The organism is Neobacillus niacini (assembly GCF_048572935.1).
Classification (GTDB): Bacteria; Bacillota; Bacilli; order Bacillales; family Cytobacillaceae; genus Neobacillus; species Neobacillus niacini.
In genome coordinates this window covers 5,437,014-5,457,574 of record NZ_CP183883.1, presented here as the reverse complement: position 1 = coordinate 5,457,574, position 20,561 = coordinate 5,437,014, and the positions used below count along the sequence as shown (strand labels likewise).

At 37.9% G+C, this 20,561-nt stretch carries 18 protein-coding genes; 12 read left to right on the top strand and 6 right to left on the bottom strand.

Annotated elements, in window-relative coordinates:
* Positions 1 to 40: 40 nt before the first annotated feature.
* On the top strand, positions 41 to 763 hold the full coding sequence (locus tag ACN6MT_RS26795) for an EcsC family protein (RefSeq protein WP_419888759.1): 723 nt from the start codon (positions 41 to 43) through the stop codon (positions 761 to 763).
* Between the two features lie 19 nt (positions 764 to 782).
* On the opposite strand, the gene ACN6MT_RS26790 is transcribed toward ACN6MT_RS26795, so the two are convergent.
* Complete coding sequence (locus ACN6MT_RS26790) at positions 783 to 1,961, bottom strand: M20 family metallopeptidase (protein WP_419888758.1); 1,179 nt, start codon at positions 1,959 to 1,961, stop codon at positions 783 to 785.
* Between the two features lie 127 nt (positions 1,962 to 2,088).
* On the opposite strand from ACN6MT_RS26790, the gene ACN6MT_RS26785 reads away from it, so the two are divergent.
* Entirely contained in the window at positions 2,089 to 2,727 is a 639-nt protein-coding gene (locus ACN6MT_RS26785) for a phosphatase PAP2 family protein (protein WP_419888757.1), read from the top strand.
* Positions 2,728 to 2,791: 64 nt separating this feature from the next.
* Here ACN6MT_RS26785 and ACN6MT_RS26780 read toward each other — a convergent pair whose 3' ends face one another.
* Both ACN6MT_RS26780 and ACN6MT_RS26775 read right to left on the bottom strand, forming a co-directional pair.
* Positions 2,792 to 4,189, bottom strand: coding sequence for a hypothetical protein (locus ACN6MT_RS26780; protein WP_063253203.1), 1,398 nt, complete (start codon positions 4,187 to 4,189; stop codon positions 2,792 to 2,794).
* A gap of 208 nt (positions 4,190 to 4,397) precedes the next feature.
* Positions 4,398 to 4,892 (bottom strand): antibiotic biosynthesis monooxygenase family protein, encoded by a 495-nt coding sequence (locus ACN6MT_RS26775; RefSeq protein WP_419888756.1) that lies wholly within the window; start codon positions 4,890 to 4,892, stop codon positions 4,398 to 4,400.
* A gap of 231 nt (positions 4,893 to 5,123) precedes the next feature.
* Here ACN6MT_RS26775 and hemE point away from each other — a divergent pair, with 231 nt between their 5' ends.
* The 6 genes from hemE to ACN6MT_RS26745 all read left to right on the top strand — a co-directional run bounded on the left by hemE (position 5,124) and on the right by ACN6MT_RS26745 (position 11,033).
* Positions 5,124 to 6,170 (top strand): uroporphyrinogen decarboxylase, encoded by a 1,047-nt coding sequence (hemE, locus tag ACN6MT_RS26770; RefSeq protein ID WP_419888755.1) that lies wholly within the window; start codon positions 5,124 to 5,126, stop codon positions 6,168 to 6,170.
* A 175-nt stretch (positions 6,171 to 6,345) separates the two neighbouring features.
* A complete protein-coding gene (hemH, locus tag ACN6MT_RS26765; RefSeq protein ID WP_419888754.1) occupies positions 6,346 to 7,293 on the top strand; it encodes a ferrochelatase in 948 nt (315 codons plus the stop codon).
* Between the two features lie 19 nt (positions 7,294 to 7,312).
* Entirely contained in the window at positions 7,313 to 8,734 is a 1,422-nt protein-coding gene (hemY, locus tag ACN6MT_RS26760) for a protoporphyrinogen oxidase (RefSeq protein WP_419888753.1), read from the top strand.
* Positions 8,735 to 8,787: 53 nt separating this feature from the next.
* Positions 8,788 to 9,522 carry an MBL fold metallo-hydrolase gene (locus ACN6MT_RS26755; RefSeq protein ID WP_419888752.1) on the top strand — a complete coding sequence of 245 codons (735 nt, stop codon included), beginning with the start codon at positions 8,788 to 8,790 and terminating at the stop codon, positions 9,520 to 9,522.
* 15 nt (positions 9,523 to 9,537) lie between these two features.
* Positions 9,538 to 10,524, top strand: a complete 987-nt coding sequence (locus ACN6MT_RS26750; protein WP_419888751.1) for a lipoate--protein ligase — start codon at positions 9,538 to 9,540, stop codon at positions 10,522 to 10,524.
* A 125-nt stretch (positions 10,525 to 10,649) separates the two neighbouring features.
* Positions 10,650 to 11,033: a GNAT family N-acetyltransferase gene (locus tag ACN6MT_RS26745; protein WP_419888750.1), complete on the top strand. Its 384-nt coding sequence runs from the start codon at positions 10,650 to 10,652 to the stop codon at positions 11,031 to 11,033.
* A gap of 39 nt (positions 11,034 to 11,072) precedes the next feature.
* On the opposite strand, the gene ACN6MT_RS26740 is transcribed toward ACN6MT_RS26745, so the two are convergent.
* Positions 11,073 to 12,503, bottom strand: coding sequence for a C40 family peptidase (locus tag ACN6MT_RS26740; protein WP_419888749.1), 1,431 nt, complete (start codon positions 12,501 to 12,503; stop codon positions 11,073 to 11,075).
* Positions 12,504 to 12,624: 121 nt separating this feature from the next.
* The gene (locus tag ACN6MT_RS26735) at positions 12,625 to 14,007 is read right to left on the bottom strand and encodes a Mur ligase family protein (RefSeq protein WP_419888748.1); all 1,383 of its coding nucleotides are present in this window, start codon (positions 14,005 to 14,007) and stop codon (positions 12,625 to 12,627) included.
* A gap of 204 nt (positions 14,008 to 14,211) precedes the next feature.
* Here ACN6MT_RS26735 and ACN6MT_RS26730 point away from each other — a divergent pair, with 204 nt between their 5' ends.
* The gene (locus tag ACN6MT_RS26730; protein WP_419888747.1) at positions 14,212 to 15,432 is read left to right on the top strand and encodes an ATP-grasp domain-containing protein; all 1,221 of its coding nucleotides are present in this window, start codon (positions 14,212 to 14,214) and stop codon (positions 15,430 to 15,432) included.
* A 41-nt stretch (positions 15,433 to 15,473) separates the two neighbouring features.
* Here the strand turns inward: ACN6MT_RS26730 and ACN6MT_RS26725 are convergent, their stop codons facing one another.
* A complete protein-coding gene (locus tag ACN6MT_RS26725; RefSeq protein ID WP_419888746.1) occupies positions 15,474 to 17,669 on the bottom strand; it encodes a YheC/YheD family protein in 2,196 nt (731 codons plus the stop codon).
* Between the two features lie 195 nt (positions 17,670 to 17,864).
* On the opposite strand from ACN6MT_RS26725, the gene ACN6MT_RS26720 reads away from it, so the two are divergent.
* The 3 genes from ACN6MT_RS26720 to ACN6MT_RS26710 all read left to right on the top strand — a co-directional run bounded on the left by ACN6MT_RS26720 (position 17,865) and on the right by ACN6MT_RS26710 (position 20,557).
* Positions 17,865 to 19,421 (top strand): fatty acid--CoA ligase family protein, encoded by a 1,557-nt coding sequence (locus tag ACN6MT_RS26720; protein ID WP_419888745.1) that lies wholly within the window; start codon positions 17,865 to 17,867, stop codon positions 19,419 to 19,421.
* 106 nt (positions 19,422 to 19,527) lie between these two features.
* Positions 19,528 to 20,259: an AzlC family ABC transporter permease gene (locus tag ACN6MT_RS26715; RefSeq protein ID WP_063253191.1), complete on the top strand. Its 732-nt coding sequence runs from the start codon at positions 19,528 to 19,530 to the stop codon at positions 20,257 to 20,259.
* Complete coding sequence (locus tag ACN6MT_RS26710; RefSeq protein WP_419888744.1) at positions 20,249 to 20,557, top strand: AzlD domain-containing protein; 309 nt, start codon at positions 20,249 to 20,251, stop codon at positions 20,555 to 20,557. Before ACN6MT_RS26715 ends, ACN6MT_RS26710 begins: the two co-directional genes overlap by 11 nt.
* Positions 20,558 to 20,561 lie beyond the last annotated feature (4 nt).

Sequence of the window (20,561 nt, the reverse complement as noted above, 5' to 3'; positions counted from 1 at the left end):
GGAAAAAAGCCTAATATCTATTTGCTGAGGGGGTGTAAGTATGAATGAATATGAGCTGAAAGTATATGGTGAAGTGGTCGAATGGAAAAGAAAATTAACCAGACGTTCGGGAATGATGAATCGGATTTCTAAAAAGGCGCAAGGGAAAATAAATGAAATGATCCCTGATAAGGTCCACGAGGTGATGACAGAAAGCATAAAGGGTATGGTGAAAACTACCTTATTTGGGTCGCAGCTTACGACCAACAAAAATCAAGCTGCTGGTCTGACACTGGAAGAACGCGATGAATTAATGCGGAAAAAAACAGCGGTCTTCCAAAAAACAGCTTTGGTTGAAGGTGCAGGAACGGGCGCCGGTGGAATTCTTCTGGGGCTGGCTGATTTTCCCTTACTCCTGTCGATTAAAATGAAATTTCTATTTGAAGCGGCTGCCATTTATGGATTTAACACGAAGGAGTTTGAAGAGCGGCTGTTTATTCTTCATATTTTCCAGCTTGCATTTTCTAGTGATGAAATACGCCGCGAAACATTATCAGAGATTGAAAATTGGGATATGAGAAAGCAAGAGCTCGTTGAAATGGATTGGCGTAAATTTCAACAGGAATATAGAGATTATATCGATCTTGTTAAGATGTTCCAGTTAGTTCCTGGAATTGGAGCGTTTGTAGGTGCGTATGCCAATAACAATCTTCTTAAACATTTGGGAGAAACTGCGATGAATGTATATAGATTAAGGATCCTAAAAAAATCCCCTGAACTTTAACTGTGTTCAGGGGATTAGCTTATTTAGTACTGTGTATTTGTATTGCGGCTGTCCCGAGTGTTTTCGCTGCTATTAACATTGCGTTTTCATCGATATCAAACTTTGGATGATGATGTGGATAGCTTGGGGTGGCACCTGGTGGTTTTGCGCCTGTAAAAAAGAAAGTTCCGGGTACTTCCTTTAAATAATAGGAAAAATCTTCTCCACCCATTTGCGGCTCAGATTCCTCAATATTCATGACCTCAGGAACCTCTTTAGCAGCAGCAATGAGAAATTCTGTTTCTTTTGCATGGTTGACTACTGCTGGATAGCCTCTCTCATATAAAAAAGTATAGGTGCTGCCAGACAAGTGGCATGTGCCTTGAATAATTCTTTCCATTTCCTCTTCAATGTATTGGCGGACATCATCATTAAATGTTCGGACGGTGCCAACCAGCTTTGCTTTATCTGCGATTACATTAAATGCATTTTCAGACATAAAAGAGCCTACGGTGACTACAGCTGATTCAACTGGATTCACCTTTCTGCTGACAATTTGTTGGAGATTTAAAACTAACTGTGAAGCTGTGACGATGGCATCCTTTGTTTTATGAGGCTGGGCACCATGGCCGCCTTTACCCTGTATATCTATTTCAAAACGATCTGCTGCAGCCATAATTGGGCCAGTTCGATATTGGATGGTACCGGTCGGTTCACTTGCCCACAAATGAGTTCCAAATATGACATCAACGCCTTCTAAGCAGCTATCCTCAATCATGGTGATTGCTCCACCTGGTGCATATTCTTCAGCGTGCTGATGAATGAAGACATAGTTTCCTACTAGGTCAGCCCGCAGTTCATTTAATACTTTTGCAAGTATAAGAAGAGTAGCGGTATGTCCATCATGACCACAAGCATGCATTACACCAGGAATTAATGATTTATAAGGTACATCCTTTTCATCATGAATAGGTAACGCGTCAAAGTCTGCCCTTAGTGCGACAGTTTTGCCGGGGGTATTGCCGTATACTTTTGCTACAACACCATTTCCCCCAATATTTCCTTTTACTTCGATTCCAAGTTTTTCGTAATATTTCTTTATATATTGGGCCGTGTTAAATTCCTGAAAGGACAATTCTGGATGTTGGTGCATAAACCTGCGTATTGTGACCATTTCATCATAGTAATCTTCTAATTTTGAAAATAAATGCTTCAACATATGAATCCTCCCATCACCTATCCCATTTTCAAACTATTTTAACACTTTTACACTATTATGTAGATTTTTACTGTTTTTTTATTTATAATTTTAAAGAATTTTGAATTAGAAAGGATTTATCTAATCTATGAAAACAAAAGGGAATAATTTTTCGTACATATTCTTATTTTTAGCTGTTATTATTGCCATTTTTATATCTATTAAAGTGGCAGCAAAAGAAACTTTTTGGATAGATACTAAACTAGCAGATTTATTTGCAGATGTACCTGACACCCTGCATCCTTTTTTTCTTCTGGTGACCGAATTAGGTGATAAAAAGGGTATTGGTATCGTTGCATTGATTGTATTGGTTTGGCTATTATTAAGAAAACGGCATTTCTTGGGAGCAGCGGCACTCTCCTTATCAACCGGATTGGGAAATGAAGTGAATAAGCTTTTAAAGGATTGGATTGCACGTCCAAGACCCGAATTAGAACATTTTGCACATGTTGACAGTTTAAGTTTTCCTAGTGGACATGCAATGGTTGGATTAGTTTTTTACTTTTTTACAGCTTATCTCATGCAAGAGGGGATGAAGTCTCCAGCTGCTAAAAGGATTGTTGTGACTGTCACCGTATTGTTACTCTTGCTGATTGGTGCAAGCCGTATCATACTCCAAGTACATTATCCAACAGATGTAATCGCTGGTTTTGCATTTGGATATATCTGGCTGTTCTTATCGATCTATATATACCAACTTGTTAAAAAAAGATTGAGAAAAGCATAGAAAAAGAGGCGGATGCCTCTTTTTTGTTTGCTTTAATGTTAATCATTTAGTCAGGATGATACCTTTAGATTAAAAACATTGCTACGATAGTAGTCACTACAAGACCAATTACCACTGGGAGAAGATTTCGCCTTGCTAATTCAAAAGGGTCGACGTTACAAATTGCGGCTGCAGGGATTAATGCCCAGGGTACCAATGTTCCGCCCCCAATCCAAATGGCTGCTATTTGGCCAAGGGCTGTTAGAGTTGCCACACCTTTACCAATTGCAACAGCAAACAAACCTGCTACTGAACCTGCGAGTGAAATTCCTGAAAATCCAGAACCATCTAAACCTGTAATCGCTCCTACAGTGGTTAGAGTGACTGCTCCGACCACTTTACTTAATGGAACAATGTTGGCTAGTGCAATCCCTAGATCATTTACAATACCTTGAGAACCATCTGGTAAAAAATCTCCGATTATCTTACCAAATCCAGCATCACCTAAATAGAAGAAGGCTGCTATTGGGATCACCGGACCAAAGACTTTAAATCCGAAAGTAAATCCTTCTATTAAATAGCTGGTTGTTTTTTCGAGACCTTTGTTTTTATGGCTTACCATTGTGATTAAGAGAAGGATGAAAATCGATGTTCCCCCGACTAAAGCAGTGGCGTCTCCTCCAGTAAGGTCAAGGATAAACATAGAGGCAACGTCTATAGCAAATAAAATCGGAACGAGAATGGCAAAAAATCGCTTTTGCCCAATTGTGAGAAGTTTTTTCTCGGATGTGGTTTCTTCGGTTGATTCGATAGGTACAAATGGGGTTGGCTGCAACACACCATTCTTCATATCTCTTCTTAAAAAATAGAAGGCAGCGATAGTAGTCACAATCCCCATTACAAATACTAATGGAATACTAGCATTGATAACATCACCGATTGGAATTCCTGCTGCGTCCGATGTTAATTTTGGCGCTGCCTGAATGACGAAGTCTCCTGATAAGGCTATACCATGCCCAAACAAGTTCATTGCCATGGCCACTCCCAAAGCTGGCAGACCTGCTCGTAAGGCGACTGGAAGCAGTACGGCTCCAAGAAGCGCAACAGCCGGTGACGGCCAAAAGAACCAGGAAATGACCATCATTAATATACCAATGGTCCAATAGGCGAGCGCAGGGTTACGAATTAGTTTTGTAAAAGGTGAAATCATGACATCGTTTATTCCAGTAGATGTTAAGGTTTTACTCATAGCTACAATAATCGAGATGACTAAAATAGTCGATAACAACTCTGTAATTGCGTAAATAAAACTGTTGAAGATGCTGCTAACCGAACTGCTTAAGGAGCCCGTCGCAGTAATAGCAATAAGGAATATTCCGAGGATACAAATTAGGGTGGTATCTCTTCGTTTGACCATAAATCCGATAATAAGAGCAATAAAGACAACATATATCCAATGAAGAGCGGAAAGCTCGACAAGCATACAATGACCTCCTTTCATCTTCATCTAAGAGCAATAATTAGGTAATTCGCCCTTTTGATGTAATACAGAATATGAAATAAGATTTCTGTGGTGAGAGGTTTTTAAAAAAATTTATTTATAAAATGTGACCAGATCAAGTGTAGGTAAAAGCAAAAAAGATCACATGAGAGGTTCATGTGACCAAGTGTCGGGGATTTATTTTGAAACCTTATTGTGGAGTAACGATAGTATATTTGCTGACATATGGTGCGCTAGTAAATATGTGTGAGTGTTTAACATTTTCATAAGCTTTTTTTATCTCAGAATCCAAAAGTGTTTTTCTGTTTTCAAAGGTAATCGCACTTTCCCAAATTGTTAGGATTATATAAGTATTTGATGATAAAGGGCGTAGGACTCGAATGGCTATAAAACCCTTTTCTTTCTCTAGCAGGCTGGGAAGATCCTTAAATTGGTGTTCAAATAGGGGGACGCTTTCTTCTGTTATTGGTATGTTGTTTATAACAGCAAAGCCTTCCTTCCCAATTAACCCTGATGATTCTAATATCTCATATTTCCTTGGCTCCTTAAATACTGACTTTTTACTAGTTTCATGCAACAGGAGGGCACCATCTTGGTTAACCATGGTTGCCATTGATTCAGAAGGATACGTCATTTCTATTCCTTTCAAGTATTCAAAAGTCCCTGTGGTGATATATACATTCATTTTCATTACCTCATTCGTTAATTTTACTTATAAGGGTATATTCCCTAACTTATATAAATTCATTCCTACATAAAAACGACTTTTTTTTGACACTTTCCATTGTAACCTATACATAAATAGGAATAATCGATATAGTGAAAACAGTGCTATGTACTCTATAAAGTTGTTAATTTTTTGCTACATATATTAGAATATAACGAGACATGTCTTTTGAAAGGTGGATTTATTTACATGATGAAGCAAATCAACGATACATTTTTAAAAGCAGCAAGAGGAGAAAAGACAGATCATGTCCCAGTTTGGTACATGCGTCAAGCAGGTCGTTCACAGCCAGAGTACAGAGAAATTAAAGAAAAGTACTCATTATTTGAAATTACTCACCAGCCTGAGCTTTGTGCGTATGTAACCCGCCTTCCAGTAGAGCAGTACAATGTTGATGCGGCTATACTTTATAAAGATATCATGACGCCGCTGCCGGCGATTGGTATGCAGGTTGAAATAAAATCAGGCATTGGTCCTGTCATCGACAATCCAATTACATCATTAGCAGATGTTGAAAAACTTGGAGAAATTCATCCGGAAGAGGACGTACCATACGTTTTAGATACGATTAAATTATTAACCGAAGAACAATTGTCAGTACCTTTAATTGGATTTTCCGGGGCTCCTTTCACGCTCGCTAGTTATATGATTGAGGGAGGACCTTCAAAAAACTATAATAAGACGAAAGCATTCATGTACTCAGAACCAAAAGCATGGTTTGCGCTTATGGAAAAACTTGCTGATATGATTATTACATATGTGAAATCACAAATTAAGGCCGGAGTTAAAGCGATTCAAATCTTTGATTCTTGGGTTGGAGCTCTAAATGTCGAGGACTACCGCTATTTTATTAAGCCAGTCATGAATAGGATTTTCACAGAACTGAAAGAAGAGAATGTTCCACTTATTATGTTTGGAGTAGGTGCGAGTCATCTTGCTTTAGAGTGGAATGACCTTCCGGTTGATGTAGTTGGATTGGACTGGCGTCTTCCGATTCAACAAGCAAGAGAAATGGGGATTCATAAAACGGTTCAAGGTAATCTAGATCCAGCAATCCTGTTATCCCCTTGGGAAGTGATTGAAGAAAGAGCTAAAGCAATTTTAGACCAGGGGATGGCTCAGGGCGGCTATATCTTTAATCTTGGCCATGGCGTTTTCCCGTCCGTAAACCCTGCAACCTTAAAGAAATTAACTTCATTTGTCCATGAGTATTCTGCATCAAAACGAAGCAGATAAATACTGTGATCGAGTGTTAATATTGGTAAGATAAGTGTTTTTTTGGCACAATATAATATGCATGAAAAAGAGGGCCCTAAAAAATTAGAGGCCCTCTAAATCCTGATATGAGCCCTTAACATAAGATAAAATCTACATTTTTATATCAGCAAGAAATAAAAACGAGGTGCGGAAGATGACGAAAAAGAAAATGGGTTTACTTGTAATGGCATACGGTACCCCCTATCATTTAGATGACTTGGAACGTTACTATACACATATTCGCCGTGGCAGAAAGCCTACTCCAGAAATGATTGAAGAGTTAAGAAATCGCTATGAAGCAATTGGCGGTATTTCACCATTAGCTAAAATTACGATGGAGCAGGCAAAAAAACTAGAAGAACATCTTAATAAGCTTCAAGATGACATACAATTCAAAATGTATCTTGGCTTAAAGCATATTGAACCATTTATCGAGGATGCTGTTAAGGAAATGCACGCAGATGGAATTAAAGAGGCAGTTAGTATTGTATTGGCGCCTCATTATTCCACTTTTAGCATTAAGTCCTATAATAACAGGGCAAATGAAGAAGCAGAAAAACTTGGAGGTATTAAAATTACTTCCGTTGATAGCTGGTATGATGAACCTAAATTTATTAACTACTGGGCAGATAAAATTAAGGAAATATATGATCAAATGCCGCAAGAAGAAAAAAATGACGCTATGATGATTGTTTCAGCGCATAGCCTTCCAGAGAAAATCTTACAGTTTGGTGACCCTTATCCAAGCCAGCTTCAGGAAACCGCTGATTTAATTGCAAGACAAGCTGGTGTCACTAAATATACGATTGGCTGGCAAAGTGCGGGGAACACTCCTGACCCATGGTTAGGACCAGACGTACAGGATTTAACGAGGGACTTAGCAAAAGAACATTCCTATAAAGCCTTTGTTTACGCGCCAGTGGGCTTTGTATGCGAACACTTGGAAGTCCTCTATGATAACGATTATGAGTGTAGAATAGCGGCAGAGGAAGTAGGAGCAAAATACTACCGTCCTGAAATGCCGAACGCACATGATGATTTAATTGATGCTATGGCAACGGTCATACAAAAAAAATTATCCAGCCAAATGCAATCAGAATAAAGAAAGAAGGATGACATCCGTGACGGAAGAAAAAAAGAAGGTAGCCATTATTGGGGGCGGAATAGCGGGCCTTACTGCGGCATTCTATCTTCAAAAAATCATAAATGATAAAAAGCTGCCTCTTGAAATCAAATTGATCGAAGCTTCACAACGTCTCGGAGGTAAAATGCAAACCGTGATAAGAGACGGTTTCACCATTGAAAGAGGTCCCGATTCCTTCTTAGCTAGAAAAGTGAGCATGATTAGACTTGCTAAGGAAGTAGGGATGGAGGAGCAGCTGGTATCTAATTCTACTGGGAAATCCTATGTTCTTGTAAATGACAAGCTCTATTCGATGCCTGGGGGCTCCATTATGGGTATTCCGACTGAAATAGGACCATTTATAACGACGGGGTTGTTTTCAATACCAGGTAAACTAAGAGCAGCTGCGGATTTTATCTTACCAAGGTCCGCAGGAAATACTGACCAATCTTTAGGTGAGTTTTTTCGAAGAAGGTTGGGCGATGAGGTAGTTGAAAATTTAATTGAACCGTTATTATCGGGTATTTATGCGGGTGATATTGATCAAATGAGTTTAATGTCAACCTTCCCACAATTTTATGAAGTTGAACAAAAATATCGCAGCCTTATCCTTGGGATGAAGAAAACCACACCTTCCAAACCGATAGCAAATCAACCTGCCGAGAAGAAAAAAGGGGCATTTTTAACCTTTAAGTCTGGCCTTCAGTCCTTTGCAGAAGGTATTGAAGCGAAACTGGACCCTAAATCAATCTTAAAAGGGCACAGAGTCGATAAAATTACAAAGACTAATCATCAATATGAGCTATATCTGAATAACGGTGAAACATTGATTGCTGATTGTATTGTTGCGGCAACACCGCATAAAATAACTCAATCTATGTTTTCAGACTATCGTTTTTTTGATCCTTTTAAGTCAGTACCATCAACATCTGTGGCAACGGTGGCTCTGGCATTTCCTGAAGAAGCAATAAAAAATGATATTGACGGCACCGGATTTGTTGTATCTAGAAATGGTGATTATTCAATAACAGCTTGCACTTGGACACATAAAAAGTGGGTTCATTCTACTCCAAAAGGTAAGGTGCTGCTTCGCTGTTATGTAGGAAGAGCAGGAGACGAAACGATAGTTGATCTTTCTGATGATAGAATTATTCAGATTGTTCTTGATGATTTAAGCAGGACAATGGATATTGGAATGCAGCCTGAGTTTGCTGTTGTTTCACGCTGGAAGGATTCCATGCCGCAATACACAGTGGGACATAAACAGCGTTTAGAGACCATCAGAAAGCATATCAAATCAGAGCTTCCAGGTGTCTTTTTAGCGAGTGCCTCATTCGGCGGTGTAGGGCTTCCTGATTGTATTGATCAAGGTGAAGAAGCTGTAAAATCTGTATTAGAGTATCTAAATGTTAAAGAATAAACGCGAAGCTGTTTTATAAATAGCTTCTTTTTTTTAACCAAGGGGGTATTTAGTTGAAGTTAACAATTGTTGGGTTTTGGGGCGGATACCCAAAACAAAATGGCGCAAGTTCAGGGTATTTACTGGAACATGAAGAATTTAAACTATTGATTGATTGTGGCAGCGGCGTTCTTGCAAAAATGCAAAATATCATTGAGCCGGAAGAGCTCGACGCTGTTTTAGTTTCTCACTATCATCCAGATCACATTGCGGATATTGGAGTCCTGCAGCACGCTCGGTTAATCCAGGGCTTCTTAGGAAAGAGCTTTCCAACATTACCAATCTATGGACACTCATTGGACAATGCGGAATTTGCGAAATTAACCTATAAAGAAATTACAAAGGGAATTACATATTCACCTAATGCAGTTCTTACTGTTGGACCTTTTAAGGCTTCCTTTTTAAAAACAGATCATCCAGTGGCTTGCTATGCCATGAGGATAGAAGCAAACGGAAAGTCAATTGTTTACACAGCAGATAGTTCCTTTAAAGAAGAATTTATTGAGTTTACTAAAGGTGCCGATCTATTGTTATGTGAATGTAATTTTTATCAACACCAAAATGGGAAGTCTGCGGGACATATGAATAGCATTGACGCGGGAAGATTTGCTGCCAGAGCAGGTGTTAAACAATTGGTTTTAACCCATTTGCCGCATTACGGAGATTTATCTAAGCTGATTAATGAAGCTAGTACAGAATATACTGGTATAATAAAACTAGCAGATGAATTTCAAACCATTTCACTATAAGAAGGGGAAGAAAGTATGTTATTTATCGATAATAAAGGTATTACCGATCCGAGAATAAATCTTGCCATTGAAGAGTATGCGTTAAAAAATCTCGATATTAATGAATCCTATTTATTATTTTACATAAATGAACCATCGATTATCATTGGAAAAAACCAAAATTCAGTAGAAGAAATTAATACAGAGTATGTTGAGAGTAACGGTATCCATGTGGTACGCAGATTGTCTGGCGGGGGAGCCGTCTATCACGACCTTGGCAATCTTAATTTTAGCTTTATCACAAAAGATGACGGCGATAGCTTTCATAACTTCCGCAAGTTTACAGAGCCTGTAATTGAGGCACTGAAACAGATGGGAGTTAATGCAGAATTAAGTGGTAGAAATGATATTTTAGCTGAGGGCAGGAAAATATCAGGTAATGCTCAGTTCTCAACAAGGGGGCGTATGTTCACCCATGGGACGCTTCTCTTTAATTCGGAAATGGATCACATTGTCTCAAGCTTAAGAGTGAAAAAAGATAAAATTGAATCCAAGGGAATCAAGTCTGTTCGGAGTAGAGTGGCTAATATTTCAGAATTCTTGACAGATAAATGGACGATTGAAGAGTTTCGTTCTGCCTTGTTGAAGTTTATCTTCCAAGGGCAAGAGGTAACGGAATATGTACTAACGGAAGAGGATTGGGAGAAAATCCACCAACTATCCAAGGAACGTTACCAGAATTGGGAATGGAACTACGGGAAATCGCCGAAATTTAATCTTCAGCATTCTCATCGTTTCCCAGTGGGGCACATAGATGTCCGCTTGGATGTTGATAAAGGAGTCATCGAGAACTGTAAAATCTATGGCGACTTTTTTGGTGTTGGTGATGTAAGTGATATTGAAACTAAACTAAAGCATGTTCGCTATGAAAAAAGTGAGCTAGAAGCTGTACTTAAAGATGTCGACATAACTTATTATTTCGGAAACGTATCAAAAGAAGAATTTATCGACCTAATTTATTAGAGTTCAGCACGGTGAAAATATTCACCGTGTTTTTTTTAGGCCATCTATCCGGTATGTTTACACAGACAAGTTATAAATCCCTTTCATATAGTATCAAAGGTACTAAATATCTGCTGGAGTTGAGGATGATGAATATTACCATTTCTCAGATGACATTTGATGAAATATCTCCAATTGTGCCTTACGTACTCAGGGGAAATATGAGAATTAGGAATACAGAAAATACAATTTGGTTTGGCGCCAAGTATGGAGAAGAGATTGTGGGTATTGTGTCATGTGTTATAAAGGAAACATTCGTTTATTACAATACGGATTTTGTTAGAAAAGAATTTAGGGGGAAGGGTATTTACAAACGTTTATTTGAAGAACGGGACAAGTATGTGGAAACCTTAAATAAGAATCTTATTAAAGCAAAGTGTACTCCTTATTCTTTGAGACTTTACTTAAAAAATGATTTTGTCGCAACTGGAAAAAGAAAGAGTATAACTTATGTGGAAAAAAGAATATGAACTATAAACAAAAGAGGAGCAAATTTGCTCCTCTTTTGTTTATAAAACTCGGCGGGCAGTTTTGTAATTTTGCGTTGCCCAATCAGAATTTAAAGTTTCTTTGATGGTTCCTTTACCTCTAATTAGATGGATGAATTGGTTATCACCTACATAGATTCCTACGTTGCTAATGGTTGCTCCGCCAAAGAAAATCAAATCGCCTTTTTGAAGATTAGCCTTCTCGACATGCTGTCCTAATGTAGCTTGGTAACTGGCTAGAGTAGACTTTAAGTTTATCCCATGCTGATTATAAACATACTTTGTAAAACCACCAGGCGTAAATGTTAGCGTACTTTCATTATAAACATAGCCAAAGTTTGCTTTTCCTATGAGGCTTGTAGCAGTAGTAACAATAGAATCAGCTTTAGTTGGCACTACAGGTGCAGGTGCCGGCGTTGGTGCAGGTGCCGGCGTTGGTGCAGGTGCCGGCGTTGGTACAGGTGCTGGCGTTGGTGCAGGTGCTGTAGTTGTTACTGGTGTTTCCGTAATCACACGTCTCGCAGTAATATAGTGCAAGTCATTATAATAAGGCAAGAACAAAATTCTAGTCACAGTTCCATAGGCAGTAGATGCTAAAAGTAAACGATGGTCGCCTCCGTAAATACCTACTAAAGCTGGTGTGTTAGAACCTGTAGTATTGTTAAAGAATACAAGGTCACCTTTTTTTAGATTATCCTTAGAAACGGGCTCACCTAATTTCATTTGCTCAGTCATGTTTGTTGTACCTAAATTAATACCTGCTGTCTTATAGATATGATCAATTAATCCCGCATTTGTAAAGGTTGAAGTTGCTGCGTTATTCGTTGTTGAATTAATTTTCACCTTGTCTTTCAAAGCGAAGTAACCGGCCACCACTTGGTCACCTTTTGTAGCAGGATTTGCTGATAAGAGACTTGGAAGTACTCTTTTCGCTTTCACATAATTATTACGGTAATAAGAAGTGCTATCCAAATCAGAAATGGTAATATCTAATTCAGGGTTTGCCATGTGAATAATCTTATTATCGCCAATATAGATCCCAAGATGATCGGTAGGATCAGTATTAGTTGGATTAGCGTCAAAGAAAACGAGATCACCTTTTTGTAGTTGATCTCTTGGAACGTCATAGCCTTGTTCCATCATATACTCTTCTGTCTCAGTCGCTATATCAACGCCATTTTGTGCAAATACATAATTTACAAATGTTGCACAAGTAAATTGATAAGGGTAGGTTAGTTTCTTCGTACCGTACGTAGCTTTTCCGATTAAATCCTTCGCTGTTGCGATGATTTGGTCTGCTTTAGCGTCAACTGCAGCTTGGTTATTATAAGGATTAGGTATTGCTGTTGTGGCAGCTGCTGCATGATTTGTCGTTATATTTAAAGTAGGAATACTCATTCCACTAAAAGTTATCATTAGCGCCACAGATGTTGTAATCAATTTCTTTTTCATAAATGTTTCTCCTCGCTTCCTGTTTTGTTTACTCCTCGAGTAGGAACAACCTCATCTTAACATAGAAATTGGAGGAGAAACCGAGGAAATTCCCACCTATGGTTCCACATTTTGGGAGAAATTATCTTTTAAAAAAAGAAGCTAATTCAATCATAGAGGTGTTATTTCCAAAGCTTTTTATTAATAATGTTGAATTTTTATTTAAAATTTCCTTTAGCAGTGAATACACCTGTTCATAGTCATGAAATGAATGGATCGTGCATTTTAACCCAAGGTCATGTGTATAGTGGGCCATTTCTTTAGAGCGATTACCAATTGTAATAATTGTATCTACCCCATATTTTTTGACAATTTCACCTGCTTCCTTATGCAGTTGAAGACTGTAATCTCCGAGTGCAGCCATATCAGTAAACAAAGCGATTCTATGTTTTCCTTCAGCTGCATAGTTTAAAACCTGCATCGCTGCTTCCAACGAAGTAGTATTAAAATTCCAAGTATCATCAATAATAGTAGCGCCATTGTACCCCTTGGTTATTTCCAAATGTCTCCCAAGGTTCTTAAATGAGTGCAACCGTTTTGCCGCCTGTGTTACGTCTATACCTATTTCATTTATAGCAGCAAAGGCAGCCAGGGCATTGGCAACCTGGTGTTCTCCATACCCTGGAACAAATACAGGTAAACTAATCTCTTTTAGTTTAAGATTAAAATTCATGCCGCCGTTACCATATTGAATGTCTGTTGCATAGAAGTCAGCATGGTTCTTGATGCCAAAGTATACAATCTTACCTTTAAAATGCTCTAAGGAAATTGTTTTCGTTTTTTCATCGTCTGCATTTAAAATCAAAACACCACTATCGTCTAAGCATGAAACCATTTCTCCTTTTGCTGCAACATAGGCGTCAATGGTTTTGCAGGCATTTAAATGACAGGCACCAATGTTTGTAATAATCCCAATTGTTGGTTTGAAAAATCTAGAAGCATATAAAATATCCCCTGGCTTGCCTACAGCCGTTTCAATTACTGCAGCATCCGTATCCTCATTTATTCCAAGTAAATAGTGTAAATGTGCAAGCCGGGAATTAGCGCTGCTTTTAGTGGCTTGGACCTTTTTCTTCTCCTCTCTAAGGATATGCGCAATCATTTCCTTAGTGGTTGTCTTGCCACATGTACCGGTTACTGCTATTACCGGAATCGTAAATAACCCTCGATAAAATTGAACAAAGTTCCAAAATGCTCTCTTTACATTTTTTACTTTAATGACCGTTAATTCCTCTATGGATTTAAGTCCATCGAAATCATTGTCAATTACAATTGCACAAGGAAGTCTTGTCTTAATATAGCTGAGGTCCAAATCAGATTTATTTCTTATAAAAATGAGTACATTTCTTTTTCTCCTATTAATATTTTGATAATAAGGTATATAGTCAACAAGTAAATCATCAGAGCCTTGAAGCAATTCACCATTGATGATATGGCGAATTTCGAAAATGGAAAAAGCTTTCATGAATTTTATTCACTTCCAATCCTATAATACGTTACCTGTTATTTTATGAGTTCTTTTACGATGGGACTGTACATTTAACTATGTAAATACATGGTTTGGTCCGTCTAAATTCCAAGAAATGTTGAAAAAGTCCATACAAAAGTTTAATTCCTTCATAACATATAGGGCGTTCATCTTTGTCAGGGGAAAATAGGAGTGAGAAGAATGAGAACGATCATATTTATCGGTGTAAATAAATCCGGGTCAAGCAGAGAGGCTGTAAAAGTCGCAAATGAATTAGGTTATTATACGGTTGTTTTTACTAATCTTGAAAAGCAAATGCAGCAAAGAAGTGAATATCAGGATGTCCATCATATGACTTTAATCGACCTTAGCAAGATCGAAGAAATAAAACAACAAATTGAGTTATTGCAGCAACGTGGACATGAGATCGTAATCATTACTACTTTTGTTGCAAAATATGTTCAAACAGCTTCAAGGTTGGCTGATGAATATTGCGTAAACTATTTATCAACGGAAGCCCTTGCTATAATGGAAAATAAAGATACCACTAGATCAACTTTCGCCAACCAATCATTTACTCCAAGATTTAAGTTAATTACAAAAGATATGCAAATGCCAGTTGATCTTTCTGACCCGAAATTAAAGTTTCCGGTGGTGGTGAAGTGTGCTTCCTCAACTGGCTCAAAGGATGTCATCTTTGCAGAGAATATGAAAGCATTAGAAAAAAACGCAGGTAAGGTGCGTGCAAAAAATCCAAATGAAACGATCATCATTGAAGAATATGTGGAGGGAGACCAATATTTAGTTGAGGTTTTAGTCACTAACTGGGAAGTTCTCATTTGTGCCGTTATCAAGCAAGAAATTACCAAGGGAAAACGGTTTATTGTAACGGGATATGGCGTGTTAGCAGAAGTACCCACGCAGCTAGAGGAGGGTTTACTAGATATAATAGACACAATTGTATCCTCATTAAAATTTCAAAATGGTGCCTTTCATTTAGAACTAAGATTGACGGAGGATGGATGGAAACTAATCGAAATAAACCCACGAATTTCCGGCGGGGCAATGAATAAGATGATTCAAGCTGCTTTTGGTTATAGCTTAGTAGAAGAAACACTAAAATTGTTAATAGGTGAGACCCCCTCTTTAGAAAAGACCACAAGTCATTATGTCTTTACACAGTATGTCATCCTTGAAAATAAAGGCTTTTTAGAAAAAGTAACAGGCAAGAGAAGGGCAATGTCTATACCTGGTGTGGTGGAAGTGTACGTCAAACCGAAGAGTGGAACGTATGTGACACCTCCGTTATCCATGGGGCACCGCTATGCGTATGTTATTGCAAAAGGAGATACCCTAGAAGAAGCAGAAAGGATAGCAAAGCAGGCTGCAAATGAGATTACCTTTCATCTTAGAATAGAGTAGAAAAGATCCCCATACTGGTTTATATGGGGATCTTTTTATCGTTATTTTTCTGAAGTAGTTTGTCTATTATCGATACCAATAGCGGATTTGAGAAATTGGACGGTATTAAACATATTCATAATACTTGCTCCTTTTACAAGAATGGAATCATTTTCTTGCAAAACATTTAGGAGGTATTCGTGCATCGCATCTTCATCCATGAAATGTTTGAAATTTTCAATCGGAAGACCTGCAGCAATTGCCTCATATCCAATCCCCTGTGCATAACGACCGTAAGTAATAACCATGTCAACTCCCTGTTTAACAAGGTATTTACCAATTTGTTGATATTGCTCAACTCTTCGGTTACCAAGCCCAATCATTCGGCCAAGGACGGCTATTTTTCGATTGGGGCTAATATTTTTTAAGACATCGATGGCTGCTTTAACTCCTTGCGGTGTGGAATGAACAGAGTCATCAATTAATGTGATGGCTTGTTTTAATTGGTAGACCGTTAAACGGCGCGGAGGCTTTCTAAAGAGTAAACCGGATTTTATTTCCTCCGGAGAAAATCCTAAATAATCAGCAACGCCTATAGCATTCAGTGCGTTATAAACATGATGTTCACCATAAATCGGAATAAAGAATGACCATTCTTTGTCTTGAAGTTTTACTTTAAATTCCATCCCATTCTCAGCATAAGAGACATCATATGCACGATAATCAGCCGGATTTTTTATTCCTGTTGTGATAATTTTCCCTTTAAACTGATCGGTTTCGAGTAACTTTGAATTTTCGCAATCCTTGTTAATAAATAAGATACCGTTTTTCTTTGTTCCATGAATTAATTCAGATTTTGCCTTGGCAATTTTTTTGATATCTCCGTCGAAGTTTCCTATATGTGCCATTCCCACATTTGTAATGACACTAATATTTGGCTGAATGATACGGCAATGTTCTGTAATGACTCCGGGGAAACCCATTCCATACTCTAAAACAACCGCTTGATGACTGGAATTAATTAAATCAGCATGTATTTGTGTATGATCTGTCCGATTCCAATAATCTTTCGATTCGAAGGTGTTCCATCTTGTTTTAAGAATTGATGTAATAAACGATTTTGTCGTGGTTTTTCCGGCGCTGCCTGTTACTGCAATAATGGGCACTTTTCTTTTTTCCATATCTTTCTTTTTAAATTGCCTGATGTCCTGTTTAACTTTTTCGTAATTATTGGCTAAATAAATTGCATATTGAATTGTATTTCGAACAACATCAAGTTCTAAATAAAATGCTGGGGGACAGCCGGGACGCCAGTTTACTTCATAAATCCATAGTTTTTGATTTTCATCTAAACCAACATCAATTCCTATCTCATCAATGACTTCTGAAAATTCCAGCATTTGAAGCTCGTCAAGATGACGGGCAAGAGCAAGTGTAAAGTATTCTAATGTTCGCTTAATATTAAGGGCTTCCTCGTCATTAAACTCTTGGTTGAGAAACGGCATTAAATAATTGGTGTACCCGCCATTATTAATATTGGTTACAATCGTACCATCTGAGGCTATTCGAGGATAAATAGTCGTAATGACCCATTTGCCTTCTCCATTTTTTTGCGCATGCAGACGAAAGTCAAAAATAAGACCCGTTTTTGTTTTGCTTTTAACATATGGCTGAACAATATATGTGTTTTCTTGAAGTAAAGATTGGAGAAACTCTTTCAACTCATTTTGGGTATAGACTTTATCCTTAGAATCTTTATTAACAATAAATCCTTGGTCGCACTTCTTAATAAAATAAATACCTTGTCCTTTCCTTCCATCCATCGGTTTGACAACCACATCCTGATACAAGGTTTGAAAATTCAGTAGATCTTTCCATTCCTGAAGAATCTGGGCTGGAATTAAGTACTTAGAAAATTCCTTCCCTTTTTTTAAGCGTTCATTAATACCCCATTTATTCCCTAATGAAACAGTAGTAAAAGGAATGGTTTCCCTTAGCTGATTAATGATATCTTTTGAGGCTTCAAGTTTCTCAGGGCTCCCTGTATTATAGATAACATCTGGGAATGGTGTAATTTTTTTCTGCCAAGAGCCATTTTTATATACATAACCCTCAATGGTTTGATTTTCGAAACTTACACTCTTTGGAGTAAAATATATGAAATCCGCGCCCTCTGCCATTGCGACAACAGCATAGGCATAGGACTTAATAACAGTATTAGGATCTTTTCTATGATGCAGCATGCCTATTAAGGTCATACAAATCCCCCTTCTTATTACATACTGATAAAATATGATGTAGAAGGGGATTTTGATATGGATATCTGCGGAAGTAGAAAATTGACTAATACAAAAAAATTTTGCTTGAATACTTAAATTTCTTTAAATATAATATATTTAGAAAATTTTTACGATTTAGTGAATGAGTATTCATTCATAAGGAGGAGGGAAATTATGAATTTATCATCTAGACTTCAGGAAACTGCTAAATATGCAGCAGACAAAACTGCCTACTATTTTATGGGACAAGGTACTACATATGCCGAATTGGATGGAGCGATTACAAGCTTCGCTTCTGGGCTTGAAAAGTTAGGGGTTAAACAAGGTGATCATGTAGCTTTGTTACTAGGGAACTCACCTCATTTCGTTATAAGTTTATATGGGGCATTGAGGTTGGGAGCTACTGTCATTCCAGTTAATCCAATCTATACACCAGATGAAATTGGTTACATATTAAATAACGGTGATGTAAAAGTTGTCGTTGCGCTCGATATGGCTATTCCATTAGCAGAAAAAGTCCATGCTTTTTTACCTAAGGTAGAGAAATTTGTATTCTGTGAAACTAGTCAAAATGGTATCCCCCAGCAAAATATTGAATCACTCTCACTTTACTCTAAAATGAAATCGTTTACAGAAGTAGTTGCCTCTGGTGATCTTTCCTTTATAGGACCGGAGCTTCAGGATGATGACACAGCGATTATTCTTTATACTTCTGGTACCACCGGGAAACCTAAAGGTGCAATGCTAACTCATAAAAATTTATATAGCAATGCTAGCGATGTGGGCGATTATTTAAGGATGAATGATCAAGATCGTGTCATCACTACTCTCCCTATGTTCCATGTGTTTTGCTTAACTGTGGCTTTAAATGCACCATTATTAAGTGGGGCTACCTTATTGATTGCCCCAAAATTTAGTCCGAAAGAAATTTTTGAATTAGCCAAAGAGTATGAAGCAACCGTTTTTGCCGGAGTTCCAACGATGTATAATTTCTTATTCCAATACCCTGAAGGCAACCCTGAAGATTTTAAATCTCTAAGATTATGTATATCTGGCGGAGCTTCATTACCAGTTGCCCTGCTAGCTAACTTTGAAAAGAAATTTAATGTCCGTGTTTCTGAGGGATACGGTTTGTCTGAGGCTTCCCCGGTTACCTGCTTCAATCCACTGGATCGACCGCGTAAAGCTGGTTCAATTGGAACCTCTATTCTCCACGTTGAGAACAAAATTGTAAATGAACTCGGAGAGGACCTGCCGGTTGGAGCAGTGGGTGAATTAATTGTATCTGGTCCCAATATCATGAAAGGCTATTACAAAATGCCGGAAGAAACAGCAGCAGCTATACGTGATGGCTGGTTATATACAGGTGATTTAGCAAGAATGGATGAAGATGGATATTTTTACATCGTAGATAGGAAGAAGGATTTGATTATTGTCGGCGGTTTTAATGTCTATCCTCGTGAGGTGGAAGAAGTCCTCTATAATCATCCTGATGTAGTAGAAGCAGCCGTTCTTGGTGTACCAGATTCCAATCTCGGAGAAGCAGTAAAATGTTATGTTGTGAGCAAAAATCCGAATACGACTGAGGAGCAATTACTTGAGTTTTGCAGAGAACATTTAGCTAAGTATAAAGTTCCTTCAACAATAGAATTTCTAGAGGAACTTCCAAAAAACACAACTGGAAAAATCCTGCGAAGGGCGTTAAAAGCACAAATTACACAGACGGTATAAAAACAAGGAAACATGGCTGAATCCTCGCCATGTTTTTTTATTTCATTATTTTCAAAAATTTGATAAAATTTACTTTTGATTCAAAGGGAGAAAGAGGGAGATAAGGTTGTCTGATTTTGCAATAGGAAAAGAATCGACTGAATTTAAAAAAGGATTACAGGCAGGAATTAGCATTGGCATTGGTTATTTTCCGATTGCATTGACTTTTGGTCTTCTTGCCAAAACATCAGGGCTTTCTATTTATGAATCGGTATTGATGAGCTTGATTGTATTTGCTGGAGCCTCACAGTATATTTCATTAAGTTTAATTGCCTATGGGACTGGAATAGTTGAAATAGTATTAACTACTTTTATTGTAAACATTCGTCATTTTTTAATGTCGACTTCTTTAACTGAAAAGTGTGAAGATGATCATCTTGGCACTAAAATGCTTTATTCATTTGGAATTACAGATGAGACCTTTTCAGTGGCGGCAACGAGAGAAGGGACAGTGACTTCTGGTTTTATGTTTGGAGTTAATTTGTTAGCCTATTCGAGTTGGGTAATATTCACTGGGATTGGTCATTTGATTGGGGCAAGTCTTCCACAAACATTACAAGAGAGTATGGGCGTGGCGCTTTATGCCATGTTTATTGGCCTCTTAGTTCCTTCGCTGAAAAAAAGTGCGAAGGTAATATTTCTAGCTCTTCTTGCGGCGATATTTAATACGATTTTTACATTCGGAGGCATTATGGCTCAAGGATGGGCAATCGTTATATCTACCATTTTATCCGCTATAATAATTGAACTGATTGACGTCATAAAAGCAAGGCATTGGGGTGTAAAGCATGAAAAGTGAAATAGTATGGATGATTATTGGAATGGGGTTAGTTACATATATACCAAGAATGCTTCCGTTTGTATTGTTTAAAGGTATGGAGCTGCCGCCATTTATCCAAGGTGTACTAAAAAATGTTCCGTATGCAACCCTTGGTGCACTAATATTCCCGGCGATTTTATTTCTTCAAAAAGATGATATTTGGTATGGAATTGCTGGTGCCGCTGCCGCCTTTGGTGCTGCTTTTTTAGGGGCAAATGTTATCATTGTAGTTCTAGGCTCGATTACAGTTCTTGCTCTATATTCTTATTTTCTCTAAGCCG

Coding starts and splice junctions, on each gene's coding strand:
- ACN6MT_RS26795 (WP_419888759.1), top strand. CDS start 41: ATGAATGAATATGAGCTGAAAGTATATGGTGAAGTGGTCGAATGGAAA.
- ACN6MT_RS26735 (WP_419888748.1), bottom strand. CDS start 14,007: ATGAAAGCTTTTTCCATTTTCGAAATTCGCCATATCATCAATGGTGAA.
- ACN6MT_RS26775 (WP_419888756.1), bottom strand. CDS start 4,892: ATGAATGTATATATCACCACAGGGACTTTTGAATACTTGAAAGGAATA.
- ACN6MT_RS26720 (WP_419888745.1), top strand. CDS start 17,865: ATGAATTTATCATCTAGACTTCAGGAAACTGCTAAATATGCAGCAGAC.
- ACN6MT_RS26790 (WP_419888758.1), bottom strand. CDS start 1,961: ATGTTGAAGCATTTATTTTCAAAATTAGAAGATTACTATGATGAAATG.
- ACN6MT_RS26740 (WP_419888749.1), bottom strand. CDS start 12,503: ATGAAAAAGAAATTGATTACAACATCTGTGGCGCTAATGATAACTTTT.
- ACN6MT_RS26730 (WP_419888747.1), top strand. CDS start 14,212: ATGAGAACGATCATATTTATCGGTGTAAATAAATCCGGGTCAAGCAGA.
- ACN6MT_RS26710 (WP_419888744.1), top strand. CDS start 20,249: ATGAAAAGTGAAATAGTATGGATGATTATTGGAATGGGGTTAGTTACA.
- ACN6MT_RS26725 (WP_419888746.1), bottom strand. CDS start 17,669: ATGACCTTAATAGGCATGCTGCATCATAGAAAAGATCCTAATACTGTT.
- ACN6MT_RS26745 (WP_419888750.1), top strand. CDS start 10,650: ATGATGAATATTACCATTTCTCAGATGACATTTGATGAAATATCTCCA.
- hemH (WP_419888754.1), top strand. CDS start 6,346: ATGACGAAAAAGAAAATGGGTTTACTTGTAATGGCATACGGTACCCCC.
- ACN6MT_RS26785 (WP_419888757.1), top strand. CDS start 2,089: ATGAAAACAAAAGGGAATAATTTTTCGTACATATTCTTATTTTTAGCT.
- hemE (WP_419888755.1), top strand. CDS start 5,124: ATGATGAAGCAAATCAACGATACATTTTTAAAAGCAGCAAGAGGAGAA.
- ACN6MT_RS26750 (WP_419888751.1), top strand. CDS start 9,538: ATGTTATTTATCGATAATAAAGGTATTACCGATCCGAGAATAAATCTT.
- ACN6MT_RS26780 (WP_063253203.1), bottom strand. CDS start 4,189: ATGCTTGTCGAGCTTTCCGCTCTTCATTGGATATATGTTGTCTTTATT.